Source organism: Flavobacterium sp. N1736, assembly GCF_025947065.1.
Taxonomy (GTDB): Bacteria; Bacteroidota; Bacteroidia; order Flavobacteriales; family Flavobacteriaceae; genus Flavobacterium.
This window is the reverse complement of the sequence record NZ_CP109994.1, coordinates 798,626-815,545: the sequence shown is the minus strand read 5'-3', so window position 1 is coordinate 815,545 and position 16,920 is coordinate 798,626. Positions and strand designations below refer to the sequence as shown.

Annotated in this window: 18 protein-coding genes; 12 read left to right on the top strand and 6 right to left on the bottom strand. The window is 32.6% G+C overall.

Going from position 1 to position 16,920, the window contains the following annotated elements; all coding sequences use genetic code 11:
- Positions 1-90: 90 nt before the first annotated feature.
- From argC to OLM54_RS03460, 4 genes are all read right to left on the bottom strand, one after another.
- Positions 91-1,068, bottom strand: a complete 978-nt coding sequence (argC, locus tag OLM54_RS03475; RefSeq protein ID WP_264537209.1) for an N-acetyl-gamma-glutamyl-phosphate reductase — start codon at positions 1,066-1,068, stop codon at positions 91-93.
- Positions 1,061-2,254 carry an argininosuccinate synthase gene (locus tag OLM54_RS03470; protein ID WP_264537208.1) on the bottom strand — a complete coding sequence of 398 codons (1,194 nt, stop codon included), beginning with the start codon at positions 2,252-2,254 and terminating at the stop codon, positions 1,061-1,063. The genes argC and OLM54_RS03470 overlap by 8 nt, the downstream gene beginning before the upstream one ends.
- 64 nt (positions 2,255-2,318) lie before the next feature.
- A complete protein-coding gene (locus tag OLM54_RS03465) occupies positions 2,319-2,960 on the bottom strand; it encodes a GNAT family N-acetyltransferase (RefSeq protein WP_264537207.1) in 642 nt (213 codons plus the stop codon).
- Between the two features lie 590 nt (positions 2,961-3,550).
- Complete coding sequence (locus OLM54_RS03460) at positions 3,551-5,818, bottom strand: M1 family metallopeptidase (RefSeq protein ID WP_264537206.1); 2,268 nt, start codon at positions 5,816-5,818, stop codon at positions 3,551-3,553.
- Between the two features lie 187 nt (positions 5,819-6,005).
- On the opposite strand from OLM54_RS03460, the gene OLM54_RS03455 reads away from it, so the two are divergent.
- The 3 genes from OLM54_RS03455 to OLM54_RS03445 all read left to right on the top strand — a co-directional run bounded on the left by OLM54_RS03455 (position 6,006) and on the right by OLM54_RS03445 (position 8,097).
- The gene (locus OLM54_RS03455; protein WP_264537205.1) at positions 6,006-6,857 is read left to right on the top strand and encodes an aldose 1-epimerase family protein; all 852 of its coding nucleotides are present in this window, start codon (positions 6,006-6,008) and stop codon (positions 6,855-6,857) included.
- Positions 6,858-6,866: 9 nt separating this feature from the next.
- Entirely contained in the window at positions 6,867-7,415 is a 549-nt protein-coding gene (locus tag OLM54_RS03450) for a GNAT family N-acetyltransferase (protein WP_264537204.1), read from the top strand.
- Between the two features lie 127 nt (positions 7,416-7,542).
- Entirely contained in the window at positions 7,543-8,097 is a 555-nt protein-coding gene (locus tag OLM54_RS03445) for a DUF3575 domain-containing protein (protein ID WP_264537203.1), read from the top strand.
- Here OLM54_RS03445 and OLM54_RS03440 read toward each other — a convergent pair whose 3' ends face one another.
- Complete coding sequence (locus OLM54_RS03440; protein WP_264537202.1) at positions 8,098-8,328, bottom strand: VF530 family protein; 231 nt, start codon at positions 8,326-8,328, stop codon at positions 8,098-8,100.
- A 70-nt stretch (positions 8,329-8,398) separates the two neighbouring features.
- Between OLM54_RS03440 and smpB the strand changes: the two genes are divergently transcribed.
- The 3 genes from smpB (at position 8,399) to OLM54_RS03425 (ending at position 10,705) form a co-directional block, all read left to right on the top strand.
- The gene (gene smpB / locus OLM54_RS03435) at positions 8,399-8,854 is read left to right on the top strand and encodes an SsrA-binding protein SmpB (RefSeq protein ID WP_073393742.1); all 456 of its coding nucleotides are present in this window, start codon (positions 8,399-8,401) and stop codon (positions 8,852-8,854) included.
- Positions 8,855-8,932: 78 nt separating this feature from the next.
- Positions 8,933-9,571 (top strand): hypothetical protein, encoded by a 639-nt coding sequence (locus OLM54_RS03430; protein WP_264537201.1) that lies wholly within the window; start codon positions 8,933-8,935, stop codon positions 9,569-9,571.
- 84 nt (positions 9,572-9,655) lie between these two features.
- The gene (locus OLM54_RS03425) at positions 9,656-10,705 is read left to right on the top strand and encodes a Fic family protein (protein ID WP_264537200.1); all 1,050 of its coding nucleotides are present in this window, start codon (positions 9,656-9,658) and stop codon (positions 10,703-10,705) included.
- A gap of 36 nt (positions 10,706-10,741) precedes the next feature.
- Here OLM54_RS03425 and OLM54_RS03420 read toward each other — a convergent pair whose 3' ends face one another.
- The gene (locus tag OLM54_RS03420) at positions 10,742-11,383 is read right to left on the bottom strand and encodes a protein-L-isoaspartate(D-aspartate) O-methyltransferase (RefSeq protein ID WP_192184989.1); all 642 of its coding nucleotides are present in this window, start codon (positions 11,381-11,383) and stop codon (positions 10,742-10,744) included.
- A 143-nt stretch (positions 11,384-11,526) separates the two neighbouring features.
- Between OLM54_RS03420 and OLM54_RS03415 the strand changes: the two genes are divergently transcribed.
- From OLM54_RS03415 to OLM54_RS03390, 6 genes are all read left to right on the top strand, one after another.
- Entirely contained in the window at positions 11,527-12,492 is a 966-nt protein-coding gene (locus OLM54_RS03415) for a Gfo/Idh/MocA family protein (RefSeq protein WP_264537199.1), read from the top strand.
- Between the two features lie 87 nt (positions 12,493-12,579).
- Positions 12,580-13,473 (top strand): 3-hydroxyacyl-CoA dehydrogenase family protein, encoded by an 894-nt coding sequence (locus tag OLM54_RS03410; protein WP_264537198.1) that lies wholly within the window; start codon positions 12,580-12,582, stop codon positions 13,471-13,473.
- 12 nt (positions 13,474-13,485) lie between these two features.
- Positions 13,486-14,145, top strand: coding sequence for a YggS family pyridoxal phosphate-dependent enzyme (locus tag OLM54_RS03405; RefSeq protein ID WP_264537197.1), 660 nt, complete (start codon positions 13,486-13,488; stop codon positions 14,143-14,145).
- A 46-nt stretch (positions 14,146-14,191) separates the two neighbouring features.
- Entirely contained in the window at positions 14,192-14,539 is a 348-nt protein-coding gene (locus OLM54_RS03400) for a four helix bundle protein (protein WP_264537196.1), read from the top strand.
- 97 nt (positions 14,540-14,636) lie between these two features.
- A complete protein-coding gene (locus tag OLM54_RS03395; protein WP_264537195.1) occupies positions 14,637-15,998 on the top strand; it encodes an exonuclease domain-containing protein in 1,362 nt (453 codons plus the stop codon).
- Between the two features lie 30 nt (positions 15,999-16,028).
- The gene (locus tag OLM54_RS03390; RefSeq protein ID WP_264537194.1) at positions 16,029-16,865 is read left to right on the top strand and encodes an ion transporter; all 837 of its coding nucleotides are present in this window, start codon (positions 16,029-16,031) and stop codon (positions 16,863-16,865) included.
- The last annotated feature ends 55 nt before the right edge of the window (positions 16,866-16,920 follow it).

Sequence of the window (16,920 nt, the reverse complement as noted above, 5' to 3'; positions counted from 1 at the left end):
ATTTGAAACTATTGTTAAGCTTCATGTTTCTTATTTCAAGTTACGTGCAGAACGTGAAACTTGAAACTTAAAACCTGAAACAAATTTTTCCTAAAATCCGCTTGGTTTCAAATGTAAACCGGTGGTTTCTTCTAATCCAAACATTAAATTCATGTTTTGAATCGCCTGTCCTGAAGCACCTTTGGTTAAGTTGTCAATGATTGAGGTAATCAAAATCCGGTTTCCTTTTTTCATTAAACTGATGATACATTTGTTAGTTTGCACGACTTGTTTCATATTGATATTTGTCGTTGTCACGGTTACAAACGGTTCATTTTTATAGAAATCTTCGTATTTAGCAACAGTTTGTTCCAGACTTTCATCTGATGTTGTGTATAAGGTTGCAAAAATTCCTCTTGGAAAATCTCCTCTGTTTGGAATAAAAAGCAATTCGCTTTCAAAATCATCCTGCAATTGAGCCAAACTTTCTGAAATTTCTCCTAGATGCTGGTGTTCAAAAGCCTTGTAATGCGACATATTATTGTTTCTCCAACTAAAATGTGAGGTGTCTGAAAGTCCAACTCCGGCGCCGGTACTTCCGGTTGTTGCATTAATATGAACGTCATTATTTAGCAGATTATTTTTAGCCAATGGCAACAAAGCCAACTGAATTGCTGTAGCAAAACAACCCGGATTTGCAATAAAATTTGCCTTTTTAATATCCGATTTATTCAGTTCGGGTAAACCGTAAATAAAATCTTTTCCTTCGAAATGAGCGTCTTTATTCAGTCTGAAATCGTTTCCTAAATCAATAATTTTTGTGTGACTTGCGAATTGATTTTCCTGCAGAAATGAAATCGATTTTCCGTGACCTAAACACAAGAAAACAACATTTACATTTGGATTGATGGTATCAGTAAAATTCATTTCAATATCTCCCAGCAAATCGTGATGTGCCACAGAAAGCGGTTTACCCGAATTTGTTGTGCTGTAAACAAAATCGATGTTTACATTGGGATGATACATTAATATTCTGATAAGTTCTCCGGCTGTGTAACCCGAACCACCAATTATTCCGACATTAATCATGATTTAAATGGTTTACAGATGAAAATATGTTTTGGGCATTTCCTAAAATCTTAATAAATCCTTTTGCATCGTCTGACGTCCAGGCGTTGTTCATTTCTCCGTATTGACCGAAACCTGTATTCATCAAATCATTTTTAGATTCGATTCCGTCAAGCGAAAAATGATATGGTTTTAATGAAACCGTTACGGTTCCGTTTACTGTTTTTTGAGTGTCCTGCAAAAATGTCTCGATGTTACGCATTACAGGATCTAAAAACTGACCTTCGTGAAATAACATTCCGTACCAGTTTCCCAATTGTTCTTTCCAGTATTGCTGCCATTTACCAAGTGTATGTTTCTCTAATAAATGGTGCGCTTTGATGATAATTAATGGAGCTGCAGCCTCAAAACCAACTCTTCCTTTGATTCCAATAATGGTATCTCCTACGTGAATATCTCTGCCAATTGCATACGCACTTGCCAGTTTTTCAAGTCTTACAATATTTCTTTCGGGAGCATCTTTTTTACCATTTAATGCTACTAATTCTCCTTGTTCAAAATGTAAGGTCACTTTTTCTTCGCCTTCTTTTTGCAATTGCGAAGGATATGCTTCACTTGGCAATGGCTGACTTGAAGTTAGAGTTTCTTTTCCTCCAACGCTTGTTCCCCAAAGTCCTTTATTGATCGAATATTGTGCTTTTTCCCAAGAATAGTGAACGCCGTTTTTAGCTAAATAATCTACTTCTTCTTGTCTTGAAAGTTTTAAATCTCTGATTGGCGTGATAATTTCAATTTCCGGAGCAATGGTCTGGAAGATCAAATCAAAACGAATTTGGTCATTTCCTGCTCCTGTACTTCCGTGTGCAATGGCGCTTGCTCCTACTTTTTTAGCATATTTAATGGCTTCAATTGCCTGAAAAACACGCTCTGCACTTACTGATAATGGATAGGTATTATTTTTTAATACGTTTCCGAAAATCAAATATTTTATAGCTTTATCGTAATATTTATCTATGATTGTCAGGTTTGCGTGTTGTGCGCTTCCTAATTCATAAGCTCTTTTTTCAATCGCTGTTAATTCTTCTTCATCAAATCCTCCTGTATCTACAAGTACGGTGTGAACTTCGTATCCTTTTTCATTTTTTAAATATTTCAAACAATACGAGGTATCTAATCCTCCACTATAAGCTAATACAACTTTTTTCATTTTTTATAATTTAGGCTAATACTTTCGTATTTAGCAAGTTTGAGATTTCTTTTTTGTTTTATTCTTAGGTTAAAAAAATAAACGACAATAGTTTATTTAAGAATAAGGCTTGTTTTATTTTTTTTAATCTGCTTAAAACAGCTTCGTTAAAAGGATGTCTTGGCGGACCTTTTGGTTTATCTTTTGGATCGTAAAGCATTCCTGTACACAAGCACATTTTGTTTTCTTTGCTTTTAAGAATTTCAAAATTGGTACATGTTTTACAGCCTGACCAAAAACTAGGATCTGTTGTAAGTTCTGAAAATGGTACTGGTTTATATCCTAAATCTGAGTTGATTTTCATTACAGCCAAACCGGTTGTAATACCAAATATTTTTGCGTCTGGATATTTCTTTAACGAATAATCAAAAACCTTTGATTTTATCTGTTTCGCTAAACCTAAGTTTCTATAATCAGGATGTACAATTAGGCCGGAATGTGCTACGAATTTTCCGTGCTGCCAACTTTCGATATAACAAAAACCTGCAAATTTTCCATCTGCCAGAGCAATCATCGCATCACCGTTCGACATTTTTTTCTGAATGTATTCAGGAGTTCTTTTAGCAATCCCTGTACCTCTTAACAAAGCAGATGATTCTATCGTATCGCAAATTTCCTGTGCGAATTTGAAGTGTTCTTCCTGAGTTACAACAATAGAGATTTTCATTTCAATAGTTGAAGTTAGAGTTAAAAATTAAAACGTATTGTTTAGTTTGAAATCTGAAAACCGATCCAATAAAAATAGACAAAATAGAAGTAACTTTCTCAAAATCAAAAACTTGATTCAGGAAAAAATTAAAATAATATATACTTTCAGGATATGTTTGTCCAATGGACAAATTGTGTGATTTCAAAATGAAAAATGAATATAAATAAATACGCGGCGAAAAACTCTGTGAATACTATAGAGATAGTATCCGTACTTCGGGAGAAGTTACAGGTGAGTTTGTCCGTGACAAAGAAGTTATATGTAAACTTATTTTATTCATCGGTGCAAAAGTACACTATTTTTTAATTTACAAAACAAAAAATTAAAATTCTAACATTTTTTTAATGTAATGTTATTTTTTTTTAAATGCTAAGGTTCTAAGTTACTAAGGTTCTAAGGTTTTCTTTTCGTGAACTAAACTAGCCACACCTGAAACTTGAAACTTGAAACTTGAAACTTGAAACCTGAAACTTGAAACTTGAAACCAAAATAAAACCCGATAACTACAAATAGCTATCGGGTTTTAAATATTTTATATTTTTTAATTATTATTTTTTAGTAAATGGTATTACTTGTCCATTTTCTGTAAGTATCATGTCAAAACCTGTTTTGGCTTCATTAAATTTGAATTTTAATCCTGCTCTTTTAGATTCGAATGTATCTTTTTCTCCTGCAACTGGAGATAAAGTGAATTTTGGATAGTTTGGAAGTTCTGCACTTAATACACTGTTTTTCTCCGTTAATTCAACTGTTAAAGGTGATTTTACAGTAACATAATTACCTAAATATCCGTCAAGGATAATATCTTTTTCAATTGTTCCGTTTCCCGCTTTCCACACATTATTACTTTCTTTATAATCAGGGAATGCATGATCAGGATCAAGTGTAATACTTTCAATTTCTTCTGTTGAATTATGTTTGAAAGACCAAACATTGTTACGCTGCCAGATTTCTACAGGTAATTTAACTCTGGTTATTCTTCCGCTTTTTGTTTTTACATCCAAAACAATTGGCATTGGCATTTTATCAAAATTCTCAACAGTAATCACAACTCCTTTTGAAGGATCATTTTTTACATATTTAATAGAATTGATTCCCTGGTCAAAACGCCAGTTGTTTACAAACCAGCTTCTCCAGAACCAGCTTAAATCTTCTCCCGCAACATTTTCAATTGTTCTGAAAAAATCATCAGGAGTTGGATGTTTGTATGCCCAACGCTCTACATAAGTGCGTAATGCTTTGTCAAAACGCTCTTCTCCAAGCACTTGTTCTCTCAAAATCGTTAAACCTGCACTTGGTTTAAAATAACACAAAGTACCAATATTCGCCTCCTTCATATTATCAGGAGAGCTCATAATAGTTTCTAATTTTGGGCTGGTTAAGCTTTCTGCGTCTTCGTGTAAATTAGAAGCCGGCTGTTTGTATTCTCCATTATTAAAATCATACGAACTTACTGAGTTGATAAAAGTATTAAATCCTTCATCCATCCACGCAAATAAACGCTCGTTTGAACCTACAATCATAGGAAACCAAATGTGTCCGAATTCGTGATCTGTAACACCCCATAAATCATCTCCTTTAGATTTCCATCCACAAAAAACAATTCCCGGATATTCCATTCCGCCTTCATTTCCTGCTACGTTTGTCGCTACCGGATAAGGATATTCAAACCATCTTTTTGAATAATTTTCTATGGATGATTTTACATATTCAGTTGAACGTCCGTACGCATCATTACCATTACTTTCTACCGGATAAGCAGATAATGCTAATGCTTTTTTGCCACTTGGCAGGTTTATTTTTGCTCCGTCTAAGATAAAAGCCGGAGATGATGCCCATGAAAAATCACGTGCATTTTTAATTTGATAATGCCATGTTTTTTCAGCGGTTGCGTTTGTATTTGCAGTTGCAGCAACTTCTTCGGCAGAACGAATTATAACTGTTTTATCACTTTGTTTCGCTTCTGCATAACGCTTAAACTGGTCTGCAGGCAATACTTCGGCACCGTTTAATAATTCTCCCGATGCTACAACATAATGATTTGCCGGAGTTGTAATTTTTACATCAAAATCTCCATATTCTAAATAGAATTCAGAAGCTCCTAAATACGGCGCTGTATTCCAGCCTCTTACATCATCATACACGCACATACGCGGATACCATTGTGCAATTGTAAAGATTTTTCCGTTTTTAGTTTCTAAAACTCCCATTCTGTCAGATCCTTCAAAAGGAGCAATGAATGAAAATTCGATTTTAATTTTTACAGATCCTCCTTTTGAAGCTAATTCTTCGGGAAGGAAAATTTGCATTCTCGTATCTGTAACTATGTATTTTACATCTGTTTCTGTTTTTTTCTTTCCAAAAATTACTTTTACAGATTTAATTTTATTTCCACCGTCAAAAACCTGACCCTGAGCTCCGTTACGGCTTCCGGTTAAAGGCACAACGGCGTTTCCTCGTGAATCTTCTTTGAATAAATTCTGATCTAAATTCAGCCAAACAAATCCTAATTTATCCGGACTATTATTAGTATACGTGATTTCATCTGTAGCAACAATTTCGTTTGATGTTGCATTTAATTTTGCCGTTATTTGATAATCGGCTCTGTTTTGCCAATATTCAACTCCGGGCTGACCACTGGCAGAACGGGTTGTTGTACCATTTTTAGTGTAAAAATGTGGTGCAAAAGCATCGTGATAATTGTAATTATTAACAGGGGTTACTGCTGTTGTAGCTGGCGTTTGCTGTGCCCAAACAGAAGAAATCCCTACAAACAAAGCCATGGTTAATAAGGCTTTTGAGGATTGTTTTTTCATATTTTTTAGCTGTTTATGTAGCAAATTAATGAAAAAAAAAGCTATTTACAGAGAAAAATTTAACCTTAAATTAAAGTTTAGCAAAATTTTATCAAAAAAATAATTTAAGCGATTTTCTTAGAAAAACTAAATTTTAAAAAATATATTTACATTTGGATAAAAACTAATTTCTTTCAATTATATAATTTTGAACACAACAATATCAAATTCAACACTTAAAGCTTCTATCAAACATGCCGGAGCTGAATTGTTTTCATTAAAAGACAATCAAAACAAAGAACATATCTGGGAAGGGAATCCTGTTTTTTGGGGAAAACATTCTCCTGTTCTTTTTCCGATTGTGGGAACTTTAAAAAACAATACTTATACGATTAATGAAAAAGAATATCATTTGCCAAGACATGGTTTTGCGCGCGATATGGAATTTCAATTGATTAATAAAACTGAAAATAACGCTACTTTTTCATTACAATCGAATAATGAAACGCTGAAAAAATATCCTTTTGAGTTTGAATTACAGCTTATTTATACGCTTAAAGAATTTACTTTGGATATTGAATATAAGGTAATTAATAAAGGGGATACTAAAATGCCTTTTTCTATAGGTGCGCATCCTGCGATTGCTTTGTCTGAGAATTTTGAAAATTATGCTTTTAAATTTGAGAAAGATGAAGTTTTAAAATATTCTCTCTTAGAAAATGATTTGATTTCGAATAAAACAGAAACTTTAGCGACTACTGAAAATTTGGTTCCGCTGCATTATAAATTGTTCGAAAATGATGCTTTGGTTTTTAAAACTCTGGAATCTAATTCCATCACTATTCTTGAGAATTCAAAACCGTATGTAAAAGTTGATTTTGAAGATTTTCCGAGTTTAGGAATCTGGACAAAAGATCAGGCTCCGTTTGTGTGTATTGAGCCGTGGTTTGGTTACTCAGACACGGCAGAAAATTCAGGTAATTTATTCGAAAAGGAAGGGATTTTAATTTTGGATGCACAACAAACATTCCACTCAAAATTTAGTCTACAAATATTATAAAATAAAAAAATGCTGGAATTTAACTTTTCTCCATTTCCAATTATAGAAACTGAGCGTTTACTTTTAAGACGGATTGCAAATGACGATGTAAACGAAATTTTTGAATTGCGTTCAAATCCTGAAACCATGAAATATATTCCGAGACCTTTAGTGAAAAATACTGAAGATGCGCTCGAACATATTGCTATGATTGACGAAAAAATTGAAACCAATGTGGGAATTAATTGGGCTATTACTTTAAAAGGTAATCCTAAATTATTGGGAATTATTGGTTTTTACAGAATGCAGCCTGAAAATTTCCGTGCCGAAATTGGCTATATGTTACTACCTGAGTTTCATGGAAAGGGAATTATTCCTGAAGCCGTAAATAGATTAAACAGATATGGTTTTGATGATTTAAAGCTACATTCTATTGAAGCCGTTATCGATCCGGAAAATTTTGCTTCGGAAAAGGTACTGCAAAAATGTGGTTTTGTTAAAGAAGCACATTTTAAAGAATCAGAATTTTATGAAGGGCGTTTTTTAGATAAAGTAATTTATTCGTTATTAGACAAGTAAGAGCTTTTTGCAAAAAAAAAGTAATCAAATACACTATTTTTCACAATAGGAACAATCGTATTACGTTATATTTGCACGCGAAATAAGTATTTAAGCTTTATTTCTTTTGTACACGAAAACTTCTTTTATGAAAAAATTACTCATTTTGTTTGTTCTTTTCTTTTCAGTTCAATCACAGAGTCAAACTTATATAAAATTTAATGCTGCTACGGCTTTGGTTGCTATACCAAATCTAGGAATTGAAACAAGTATTGGCGAGAAAACTACTTTTAGTGTTGATGTTATGGCTTCTTTTTGGGAATCTGTAAATGGACATAATCCAATGAAATTTTACACATTAACTCCTGAAGTTCGTTATCATTTTAAAGAAAAATACAACGGTTTTTATATTGGAGCAAATGCAGGACCGGATATTTATGAATTACAAAAATGGAACTATTGGGATAGTAATAAATACGAGCACGGTTTTGGTTACCGTTTAGGTGTTACTGTTGGTTATAATATTAAACTAAACGATAAATTTGTTATTGATATTTTTGCAGGCGGTGGCTGGCATCAAGGGTTTTATCATGGATATTACAACGACGGAACTCCGGGAAGATATGAAAAAGCACAAAATTGGAACAAAAGCGGCGAATGGCTTCCGTATCGTGGCGGTGTCATGATTTCGTATAAATTATAATTACTTCGCCAATTTAGGCAAAGATTTTATATACAAATCTTCTACTTTTTTACGAGCCCAATCGGTTTTTCTTAAAAAAGTTAAGCTGGATTTTACACTAGGATTTGAAAGAAAACATTTTATGGGAATTAATTCTGATAATGTATCAAAACCATAATATTCTACCAGAGATTCTACTATTTTTTGAAGTGTAATTCCGTGTAACGGATCTTTAGATGCTTGCTTTTCCATAATGCAAATTTATATCATTTATGTAAAAACAATTGCTCTTTCGTTTATTTGTTACTAAATTTGTCACACTATGTTAAAAACAGTCAATATACTTAATAAAAGAGCTCGATTTGATTATGAAATCATCGACACTTATACAGCCGGAATCGTTTTATCCGGTACCGAAATTAAATCTATACGTTTAGGAAAAGCTAATATTACAGAGAGTTTTTGCGAATTTAGTAATCTGGAACTTTTTGCCATTAATACTTATATTGAAGAATATTCTTTTGGAAATCAATTTAATCATAAATCAAGAAGTGAACGAAAATTGCTTTTAAACAAAAAAGAATTAAAAAGTCTTCATAAAAGTGTACAGGCAAAAGGATTAACTATTGTTCCGTTAAAGCTATTTACTAACGAAAAAGGTCTTGCAAAACTGCAAATTGGTCTTTGTAAAGGAAAGAAAAACTACGACAAACGTGAATCTTTAAAAGAACAAGATACAAAACGAGATCTTGATCGTATTAAAAAGGCATACAACTAAATCTTAATTTACTGTAAAAGAACATTTTTTAATATTTTATTCTTATTTTTACTACAATTTAATTTAAAATAAGAAGAAATGAAAAAGTACCTAATTCTATTAACTGCAATTATACTTTCGGGTTGCAGCAGTAACACTTCGATTGTAAATAGTTGGAGAGATCCAAAAATAACAATAGCTCAGGAACATTTTAAAAAAGTTTTGGTTGTAGTATTGGTGAAAGACGAAGCTTCGAGAAGAGTAGCCGAAAATAGAATTGCTGCCGGTAATGAAATTTTTAAAACTTCCTATCAATATTTAAACGAAACTACAGCACAACTTACAAAAGAACAAAAATTAAAAATTCTGCAAGATGAAAATTTTGACGGAGTTATCACAATGCGTTTAGTAAGTACTGAAAAAGAAACAAATTACGTTCCCGGAACTTATACAGGAATGTATTACGGTGGTTTTGATGGGATGTACACAGGAATGTACGGTTACGGTTTTGGAAACTGGTACGGAATGTACTCGCCTAGCTTTTATGATCCGGGATATTATCAGGAAACCACTTCGTATATGGTAGAAACCAATATTTTTTCATTAAAAGAAAATAAATTAATCTGGACAGGAACAACAAAATCTGATTATGTCACAGATCTCGGACAAACAGTTGATGCGATTATGCAGGCTGTGGTTAAAGAAATGAGAAAAGACGGCTCATTGCCTCCAAAATAGATAAAAATTAAGCAATATTTAAGTATTGCTTTTTTTTACCAATAAAAATGACTAAATTTGTCAAGACATTTAAAAACATTAAAAATGAAAACGCTTCTTAAAAATGCCCGCGAACAAAAAGGATTAAAAACTCGTGAAGTTGCACAGCTTTTGGGTATAGATCAGGCTTTAGTAAGCAAATTTGAAAGCGGTACACGAAAGCCAACTAAAGAGCAGGTTTCTAAATTAGCGCAGCTTTTAGAAATAGATTACGAAACTTTAATGATTGCATGGTTAAAGGAAAAAATTTTATATGAAATAGGAGACGATGAGTTTGCGCTAAAAGCCCTTATGGTTGCTGAGCAGGAAATTAAATATAACAAAACGATCTCAAAATTAAAGATATCAAATACTTTAGAAAAAATTCTACAGGAAATTGATGTCCTAAAAGAAAAATTGGATAATTACAGGCAATTTGACAGTTATAAAGTTGCTCAGGCACTTGAACTCGAATACACTTTTGAAAGTAATAGAATTGAAGGAAATACAATGACACTTCGCGAGACAGATTTAGTTATCAATGAAGGTTTGACTATTTCAGGAAAAAGTATGAGAGAGCATCTGGAGGCTATAAACCATCAGGAAGCAATTGGTTTTATAAAGGATTTAATGAGTAAAAATAATTCTATAAATGAGCGTGATCTTTTATCAATTCATAATTTAATACTTAGAGGAATAATTCCGGAAGATGCAGGTCGATATAGAAAAGTTCAGGTGATGATTAAAGGAAGTACGCATATGCCGCCACAGCCTTTTATGGTTGCTAAAGAAATGGAAGATTATTTTATTTGGTACGAAATCAATAAAAACAAATTACATCCTGTTATTCTGGCTGCCGAAATGCATGAAAGACTGGTGACCATTCATCCTTTTATTGATGGAAACGGTAGAACCTCACGCTTGATTATGAATTTAATTTTAATGCAAAAAGGGTATCTAATAGCCAATATAAAAGGAGATTACGAAAACAGAATGCAATATTATCAATCTCTTGAAACTGCTCAGACTAAAAACAATAAAGAAGATTTTTTAATGTTTATTGCTCAAATTGAGAAAGAAAGTTTAGAAAGATATATTGGTATTATTGCTCAATAAAAACAAAACCCACTAAATAATTAGTGGGTTTTGTTTTTAATTTTTATCTTCTAATAAAGGAACAAATCGAAACTCTCCAAACTCGTGTTTTTCGAATTGCGTTTCGTTTTTACGAATCAATAAAGTCATAATCTGAACATCTTCTCCTAACGGAATTACAAGCCTTCCTCCTATTTTTAATTGTGCCATTAATGGCTGAGGAATAAACGGTGCGCCGGCTGTAACAATAATACTATCAAACGGTGCATGATTTGGCAAACCTTTGTAACCGTCTCCAAACGAAAGATGTTTTGGGCGAATATTTAATTTTGGAAACAAGTTTGAAGTTGCTTTAAACAATTCATTTTGTCTCTCAATACTATAAACTTTAGCGCCAAGCATAAACAAAACAGCAGTTTGATAGCCTGATCCTGTACCAATTTCTAAAATTTTGTGATCTTTTTTTACTTCTAACAATTGCGATTGAAATGCAACTGTATAAGGCTGCGAGATAGTTTGCCCCGCTCCTATAGGAAATGCCTTATCCTGATAAGCATAATCTTCAAAACTTGAATTTAAAAAAAGGTGTCTCGGGATTTTCTTTATCGCATCCAAAACCGCTCTGTCAGTAATTCCTTTTTGTTCTAAAGTGCTTACTAATTGATTACGAAGTCCTTGATGTTTGGCAGTATCTTTCAAAATTGGTTTATTTTATTTTGGTAAAATTAAGAAACTAAATACTAAATCAAATATTGATTTTTAATTATTAAATCGCTAAATCTTTATTACATTAACTTTTACTTTCAACAAATAAATTATATTTTTGTTTAAAATACATTCTCATGTTAAAAGTAGGAGTTTTAGGTGCTGGTCATCTAGGTAAGATACATTTACGCTTATTACAACAATCTGACAAATACGAATTAGTTGGATTTTACGACGAAAATCAGGAAAATGCCGAAAGAATTTCAAAAGAATTTGGCTATAAAAACTTCAGCACAATTGCAAAATTAATCCACGCTGTCGATGTAATCGATATTGTAACGCCAACACTTTCGCACTATAAATGTGCTAAAGTAGCGATTAAATCAGGAAAACACATCTTTATAGAAAAACCAATTGCCAATACTGTTGAAGAAGCCGAAGAAATTATCGCTTTAGCAAAAGAGTATAATGTAAAAGGTCAGGTTGGTCATGTTGAGCGCTTTAATCCTGCGTTTATTGCCACAAAAAACATGATCGAAAACCCAATGTTTATAGAAACGCATCGTTTGGCCGAGTTTAATCCCCGTGGAACAGATGTTCCTGTGGTTCTAGATTTAATGATTCACGATATTGATGCGATTTTGAGTGTTGTTCATTCAAAAGTAAAAGATATTCATGCGAGTGGAGTTTCTGTAATTAGTGATACTCCCGATATTGCCAATGCACGAATTGAATTCGAAAATGGTTGTGTTGCCAATTTAACAGCAAGCAGAATTTCGATGAAAAACATGCGTAAAACACGTTTTTTTCAAAAAGATGCCTACATTTCTGTTGACTTTTTAGAGAAAAAATGTGAAGTCGTTCGTATGAAAGACGCACCGGAAGTTCCCGGAGATTTTGATATGATTCTGCAAAATGCCGAAGGTGTAAAAAAACAAATCTACTTTACAAATCCTGATGTTGAGCAAAACAACGCAATTCTTGACGAATTAGAATCTTTTGCAAATGCTATTAATACAGATACTACTCCGGTTGTAACTTTAGAACAAGCTACAGATGCTTTAAGAGTAGCGTATCAAATTATTGATTGCTTCGATAAATAATATAATTTTAAAAATAAAATTAGCCACGAATTCACTGCTTAATTAGTGAATTCGTGGCTAAATCATAAATATAATACCAATAGAAAAATGAAAACTATAGCTGTAATTGGTGCAGGAACAATGGGTAACGGAATTGCTCATACTTTTGCACAAAGTGGTTTTACCGTAAAACTTATCGATGTTTCTGAAAAATCATTAGATAAAGGAATGGCAACTATTGCCGCCAATTTAGACAGAATGTTGTCTAAAGGAACTATTACTCAGGAAGATGTTGCTAAAACCATTACCAATATTATTACCTATACTGATATTAAAGACGGTGTGGTTGGTGTTGATTTGGTTGTTGAAGCTGCTACAGAAAATGTAGAGTTAAAACTGAATATCTTTAAACAATTAAACGAAGCTTGTTCTCATAATACAATTTTGGCGACTAATACTTCTTCAATTTCAATTACACAAATTGGATCCGTAGTTACACATCCTGAGCGTGTTATCGGAATGCATTTTATGAATCCCGTGCCAATTATGAAGTTAGTCGAAATCATTCGCGGATACAATACCAGCGATGAAGTCACTAAAATTATAATGGATTTATCTGTAAAATTAGGAAAAACGCCTGTTGAAGTAAACGATTATCCGGGTTTTGTAGCAAACAGAATTTTAATGCCTATGCTAAACGAAGCAATCGAAACGTTATATAATAAAGTTGCCGGAGTTTATGAAATTGATACTGTAATGAAATTAGGAATGGGGCACCCAATGGGACCGCTTCAACTTGCTGATTTTATTGGTCTTGATGTTTGTCTGGCTATTCTAAATGTAATGTACGAAGGTTTTAAAAATCCAAAATATGCGCCTTGCCCATTATTAGTAAATATGGTTAGAGCCGGAAAATTAGGAGTAAAATCCGGTGAAGGTTTTTATGATTATAGTGAAAGTAAAAAAGCAGAGAAAATATCTAAGCAGTTTATTCTTTCATAAAAAAGAAATACCATGTCAATTCAATCGAATTTAAATACTATTAAGGCCAGTTTGCCTGAAAATGTAACTCTCGTTGCCGTTTCTAAAACAAAACCCGTTTCAGACTTGATGCAAGCTTATGAAGCAGGTCAGCGCATTTTTGGAGAAAATAAAATCCAGGAAATGGCTGAGAAATGGGAAGAAATGCCTAAAGATATTCAATGGCATATGATTGGTCATGTGCAAACGAATAAAGTCAAATATATGGCACCATTTGTTAGTTTGATTCATGGTGTTGATAGTTTGAAATTATTGCAGGAAATCAACAAACAAGCTCTCAAAAACAATAGAATTATCGATTGTTTGCTTCAAATACATATTGCCGAGGAAGAAACTAAATTTGGTTTAGACGAAAATGAATTAAATGTACTTATTTCTTCATCTGAGTTCAAAGAACTGAAAAATATTCGTACCTTAGGTTTAATGGGAATGGCAACATTTACAGAAAACCACAATCAAATTAAAAAAGAATTTACACATTTAAAGTCGATTTTTGATTCAATTAAAACTTTGCAGACTGAAAACTGCAAACTGAATACTATTTCCATGGGAATGTCCGGCGATTACCAACTTGCTATAGAATGCGGAAGCACAATGGTGCGTATTGGAAGCAGCATTTTTGGAGGTCGTTAATCAAAAAAATCAATGTCAATTGCAAAAGTCAAAAATCAATAATTAAATGGAAAAAATATTCAATTTTGAAGATCGATTAGTTCGCTTTGCAGGAGAATGCATTTTTTTTACAAGACAATTAGAAAGATTATTTGAAAATGAATATTATAAAAATCAATTAATAAGATCATCTGGAAGTGCATCCTTAAATTTTGGGGAAGCACAAGGCACAATTACCGATAAAGATTTTATTTTTAAAGTTTCATTAGTCGTAAAAGAGTTAAAAGAGTCAAGAAACTCATTAAAAATTCTAGATTATATTAAAGAAGATGATAACGATAAAAGAAATAAACTTCTAATTGAAGTTGAACAACTTGTAGCAATTTCATCAAAAATGATAATAAATAAAAAATAATTTTCAATGACAATCATAATATCAATAACAAAATTCAATTTTAAATATTGATTTTTGACATTGTAATTGATTTTTGTTATTGATATTGACATTGAAAATGTACGCAATACTAGACATAGAAACTACTGGAGGCCAGTTTAATGAAGAAGGAATTACCGAAATCGCCATTTATAAATTTGATGGACACGAAGTAGTTGACCAATTTATTAGTCTTGTTAATCCTGAAATTCCGATTCAGCCCTTTGTGGTAAAATTAACGGGGATCAATAATGCCATGTTACGTTCGGCACCAAAGTTTTTTGAAGTTGCGAAACGAATTATTGAAATTACTTCTGACTGCATTATTGTTGCTCATAACGCCTCATTTGATTATAGAATTTTACGTACCGAATTCAGACGTTTGGGCTACGATTTTGAAGCCAAAACACTTTGTACCGTAGAACTTGCTAAAAAATTAATTCCGGAACAACCTTCTTATAGCTTAGGAAAATTAGTTCGAGCACTTGGAATTCCAATGGCAGACAGACATCGTGCCAGCGGAGATGCAATGGCAACTACAAAACTTTTCAAAATGCTTCTTGAAAAAGATCTGGAAAAAACAATCGTAAAAGATTTTATAAAGCTGGAAGTTGAAAAAGGAATTTCTCCAAAATTAATGGATTTGGTAGGACAAATGCCTTCTAAAACCGGCATTTATTATATTTATAATGAAGGCGGTACATTAATTTACATCGGCAAAAGCCAAAATATTCGGAAAAGAGTAAACCAGCATTTTACAGGGATTACAACCAAAAGTAAAAAAATTCAGGCAGAAGTTTTTACCATTACTTATGATGAAACCGGAAGCGAATTAATTGCTTTATTGAAAGAAAGCGAGGAAATAAAAGTAAACCGCCCAAGGCACAATCGCTCACAGAAAAAAACTTTTTTTCCGTTTGCCTTATATACAGAAAAAGATTCAAACGGATATTTGAATTTAAAACTTCAAAAAGCAGATGGCCGTAAAAAAGAAATTACATCTTTTATTTCTTTACAGGAAGGAAAAAATATGCTTTTCAAATTCACTGCGAAATATCATTTATGCCAAAAACTGACAGGTTTATATCAAAGTAAAAAAGAATGTTTTCAATATAAAATAAAAGAATGTGACGGCGCCTGCATTGGCGAAATCACACCCGAAATATATAATGCCCGCGTGCAGGAATTTATCTCTGAAAATAGTTTTGAAAACAAAAGCATGATTATTATTGACAGAGGCCGAAACATAAACGAACGCAGCGCCGTATTAATCGAAAACGGACAATATAAAGGATACGCCTATTATGATTTGAATTATCAGATTACGAATATCGATATCTTAAAAAACATATTAATTCCAATGCAAAACAATCGGGATGTTAAAAACATTATCCAGCAATACATCCGTAAAAGTAAATCAGTTAAAATTCTTCATTTTTAACACAACTAAACTTTCATTATCTTTGTCGATATGGGTAAAGTGAAATCAAAATACGAAATCTTTCGGGAAAAAATCAAAATCATTCTATATGGTACCAATACCATTTTAGGAAGAATGTTTGATTTAGTACTTCTTGGACTAATTTTGCTGAGTGTTCTGTTAATCATGATGGAAACAGTACAGGGAATTAATCAAAAATATCATTCGCAACTTATTATCTGTGAATGGGTTATAACTGTGTTTTTTACCATTGAATATATTTTACGCATTATTTCAATACAAAAACCGGTAAAATATGTTTTCAGCTTCTACGGAATCATTGATCTGCTTGCTGTATTACCCATGTATTTATCGATATTTTTTCCAGGAGCGAGCATTTTATCTATTGTAAGAGCACTGCGTTTCTTTAGATTGTTCAAGATTTTACATATTCCACAAATCTCACATCAATCCATACAACTTCGTGAGGCGATCGAAGCCAGCAAAGAAAAAATTCTGGTTTTTATCTATTTTGTTCTCATTAGCACTATAATAATTGGTTCAATTATGTACTTAGTCGAAGGCAGAACATCTGGATTCACCAGCATACCAATGAGTATTTACTGGACAATTGTAACTTTAACTACTGTTGGCTATGGCGATATCTCTCCACAAACACCATTAGGACAATTCATTGCGGCATTAGTAATGATTTTAGGTTACGGAATTATAGCTGTACCAACCGGAATCGTAACTGCTGAATTTGCAAAAAGCAGCCTAAAAAACAATTCAGTTAGCGGAAAAAAAAGCTGCAAAAAATGCCATGCGCAAATTCATTTTGATAACGCAAAATATTGTTATGAATGCGGAACAGAATTACCCAATTAATTTAAGAAGCTATTCCAGCTGTACATTACAACTCATTCTTACGTTTGTTGTTTTT

Bases quoted from the DNA above. Each gene is read 5' to 3' on its own strand.
- argC (WP_264537209.1), bottom strand. From the start codon at position 1,068: ATGATTAATGTCGGAATAATTGGTGGTTCGGGTTACACAGCCGGAGAA.
- OLM54_RS03470 (WP_264537208.1), bottom strand. From the start codon at position 2,254: ATGAAAAAAGTTGTATTAGCTTATAGTGGAGGATTAGATACCTCGTAT.
- OLM54_RS03465 (WP_264537207.1), bottom strand. From the start codon at position 2,960: ATGAAAATCTCTATTGTTGTAACTCAGGAAGAACACTTCAAATTCGCA.
- OLM54_RS03460 (WP_264537206.1), bottom strand. From the start codon at position 5,818: ATGAAAAAACAATCCTCAAAAGCCTTATTAACCATGGCTTTGTTTGTA.
- OLM54_RS03450 (WP_264537204.1), top strand. From the start codon at position 6,867: ATGCTGGAATTTAACTTTTCTCCATTTCCAATTATAGAAACTGAGCGT.
- OLM54_RS03445 (WP_264537203.1), top strand. From the start codon at position 7,543: ATGAAAAAATTACTCATTTTGTTTGTTCTTTTCTTTTCAGTTCAATCA.
- OLM54_RS03440 (WP_264537202.1), bottom strand. From the start codon at position 8,328: ATGGAAAAGCAAGCATCTAAAGATCCGTTACACGGAATTACACTTCAA.
- smpB (WP_073393742.1), top strand. From the start codon at position 8,399: ATGTTAAAAACAGTCAATATACTTAATAAAAGAGCTCGATTTGATTAT.
- OLM54_RS03430 (WP_264537201.1), top strand. From the start codon at position 8,933: ATGAAAAAGTACCTAATTCTATTAACTGCAATTATACTTTCGGGTTGC.
- OLM54_RS03425 (WP_264537200.1), top strand. From the start codon at position 9,656: ATGAAAACGCTTCTTAAAAATGCCCGCGAACAAAAAGGATTAAAAACT.
- OLM54_RS03415 (WP_264537199.1), top strand. From the start codon at position 11,527: ATGTTAAAAGTAGGAGTTTTAGGTGCTGGTCATCTAGGTAAGATACAT.
- OLM54_RS03410 (WP_264537198.1), top strand. From the start codon at position 12,580: ATGAAAACTATAGCTGTAATTGGTGCAGGAACAATGGGTAACGGAATT.
- OLM54_RS03405 (WP_264537197.1), top strand. From the start codon at position 13,486: ATGTCAATTCAATCGAATTTAAATACTATTAAGGCCAGTTTGCCTGAA.
- OLM54_RS03400 (WP_264537196.1), top strand. From the start codon at position 14,192: ATGGAAAAAATATTCAATTTTGAAGATCGATTAGTTCGCTTTGCAGGA.
- OLM54_RS03395 (WP_264537195.1), top strand. From the start codon at position 14,637: ATGTACGCAATACTAGACATAGAAACTACTGGAGGCCAGTTTAATGAA.
- OLM54_RS03390 (WP_264537194.1), top strand. From the start codon at position 16,029: ATGGGTAAAGTGAAATCAAAATACGAAATCTTTCGGGAAAAAATCAAA.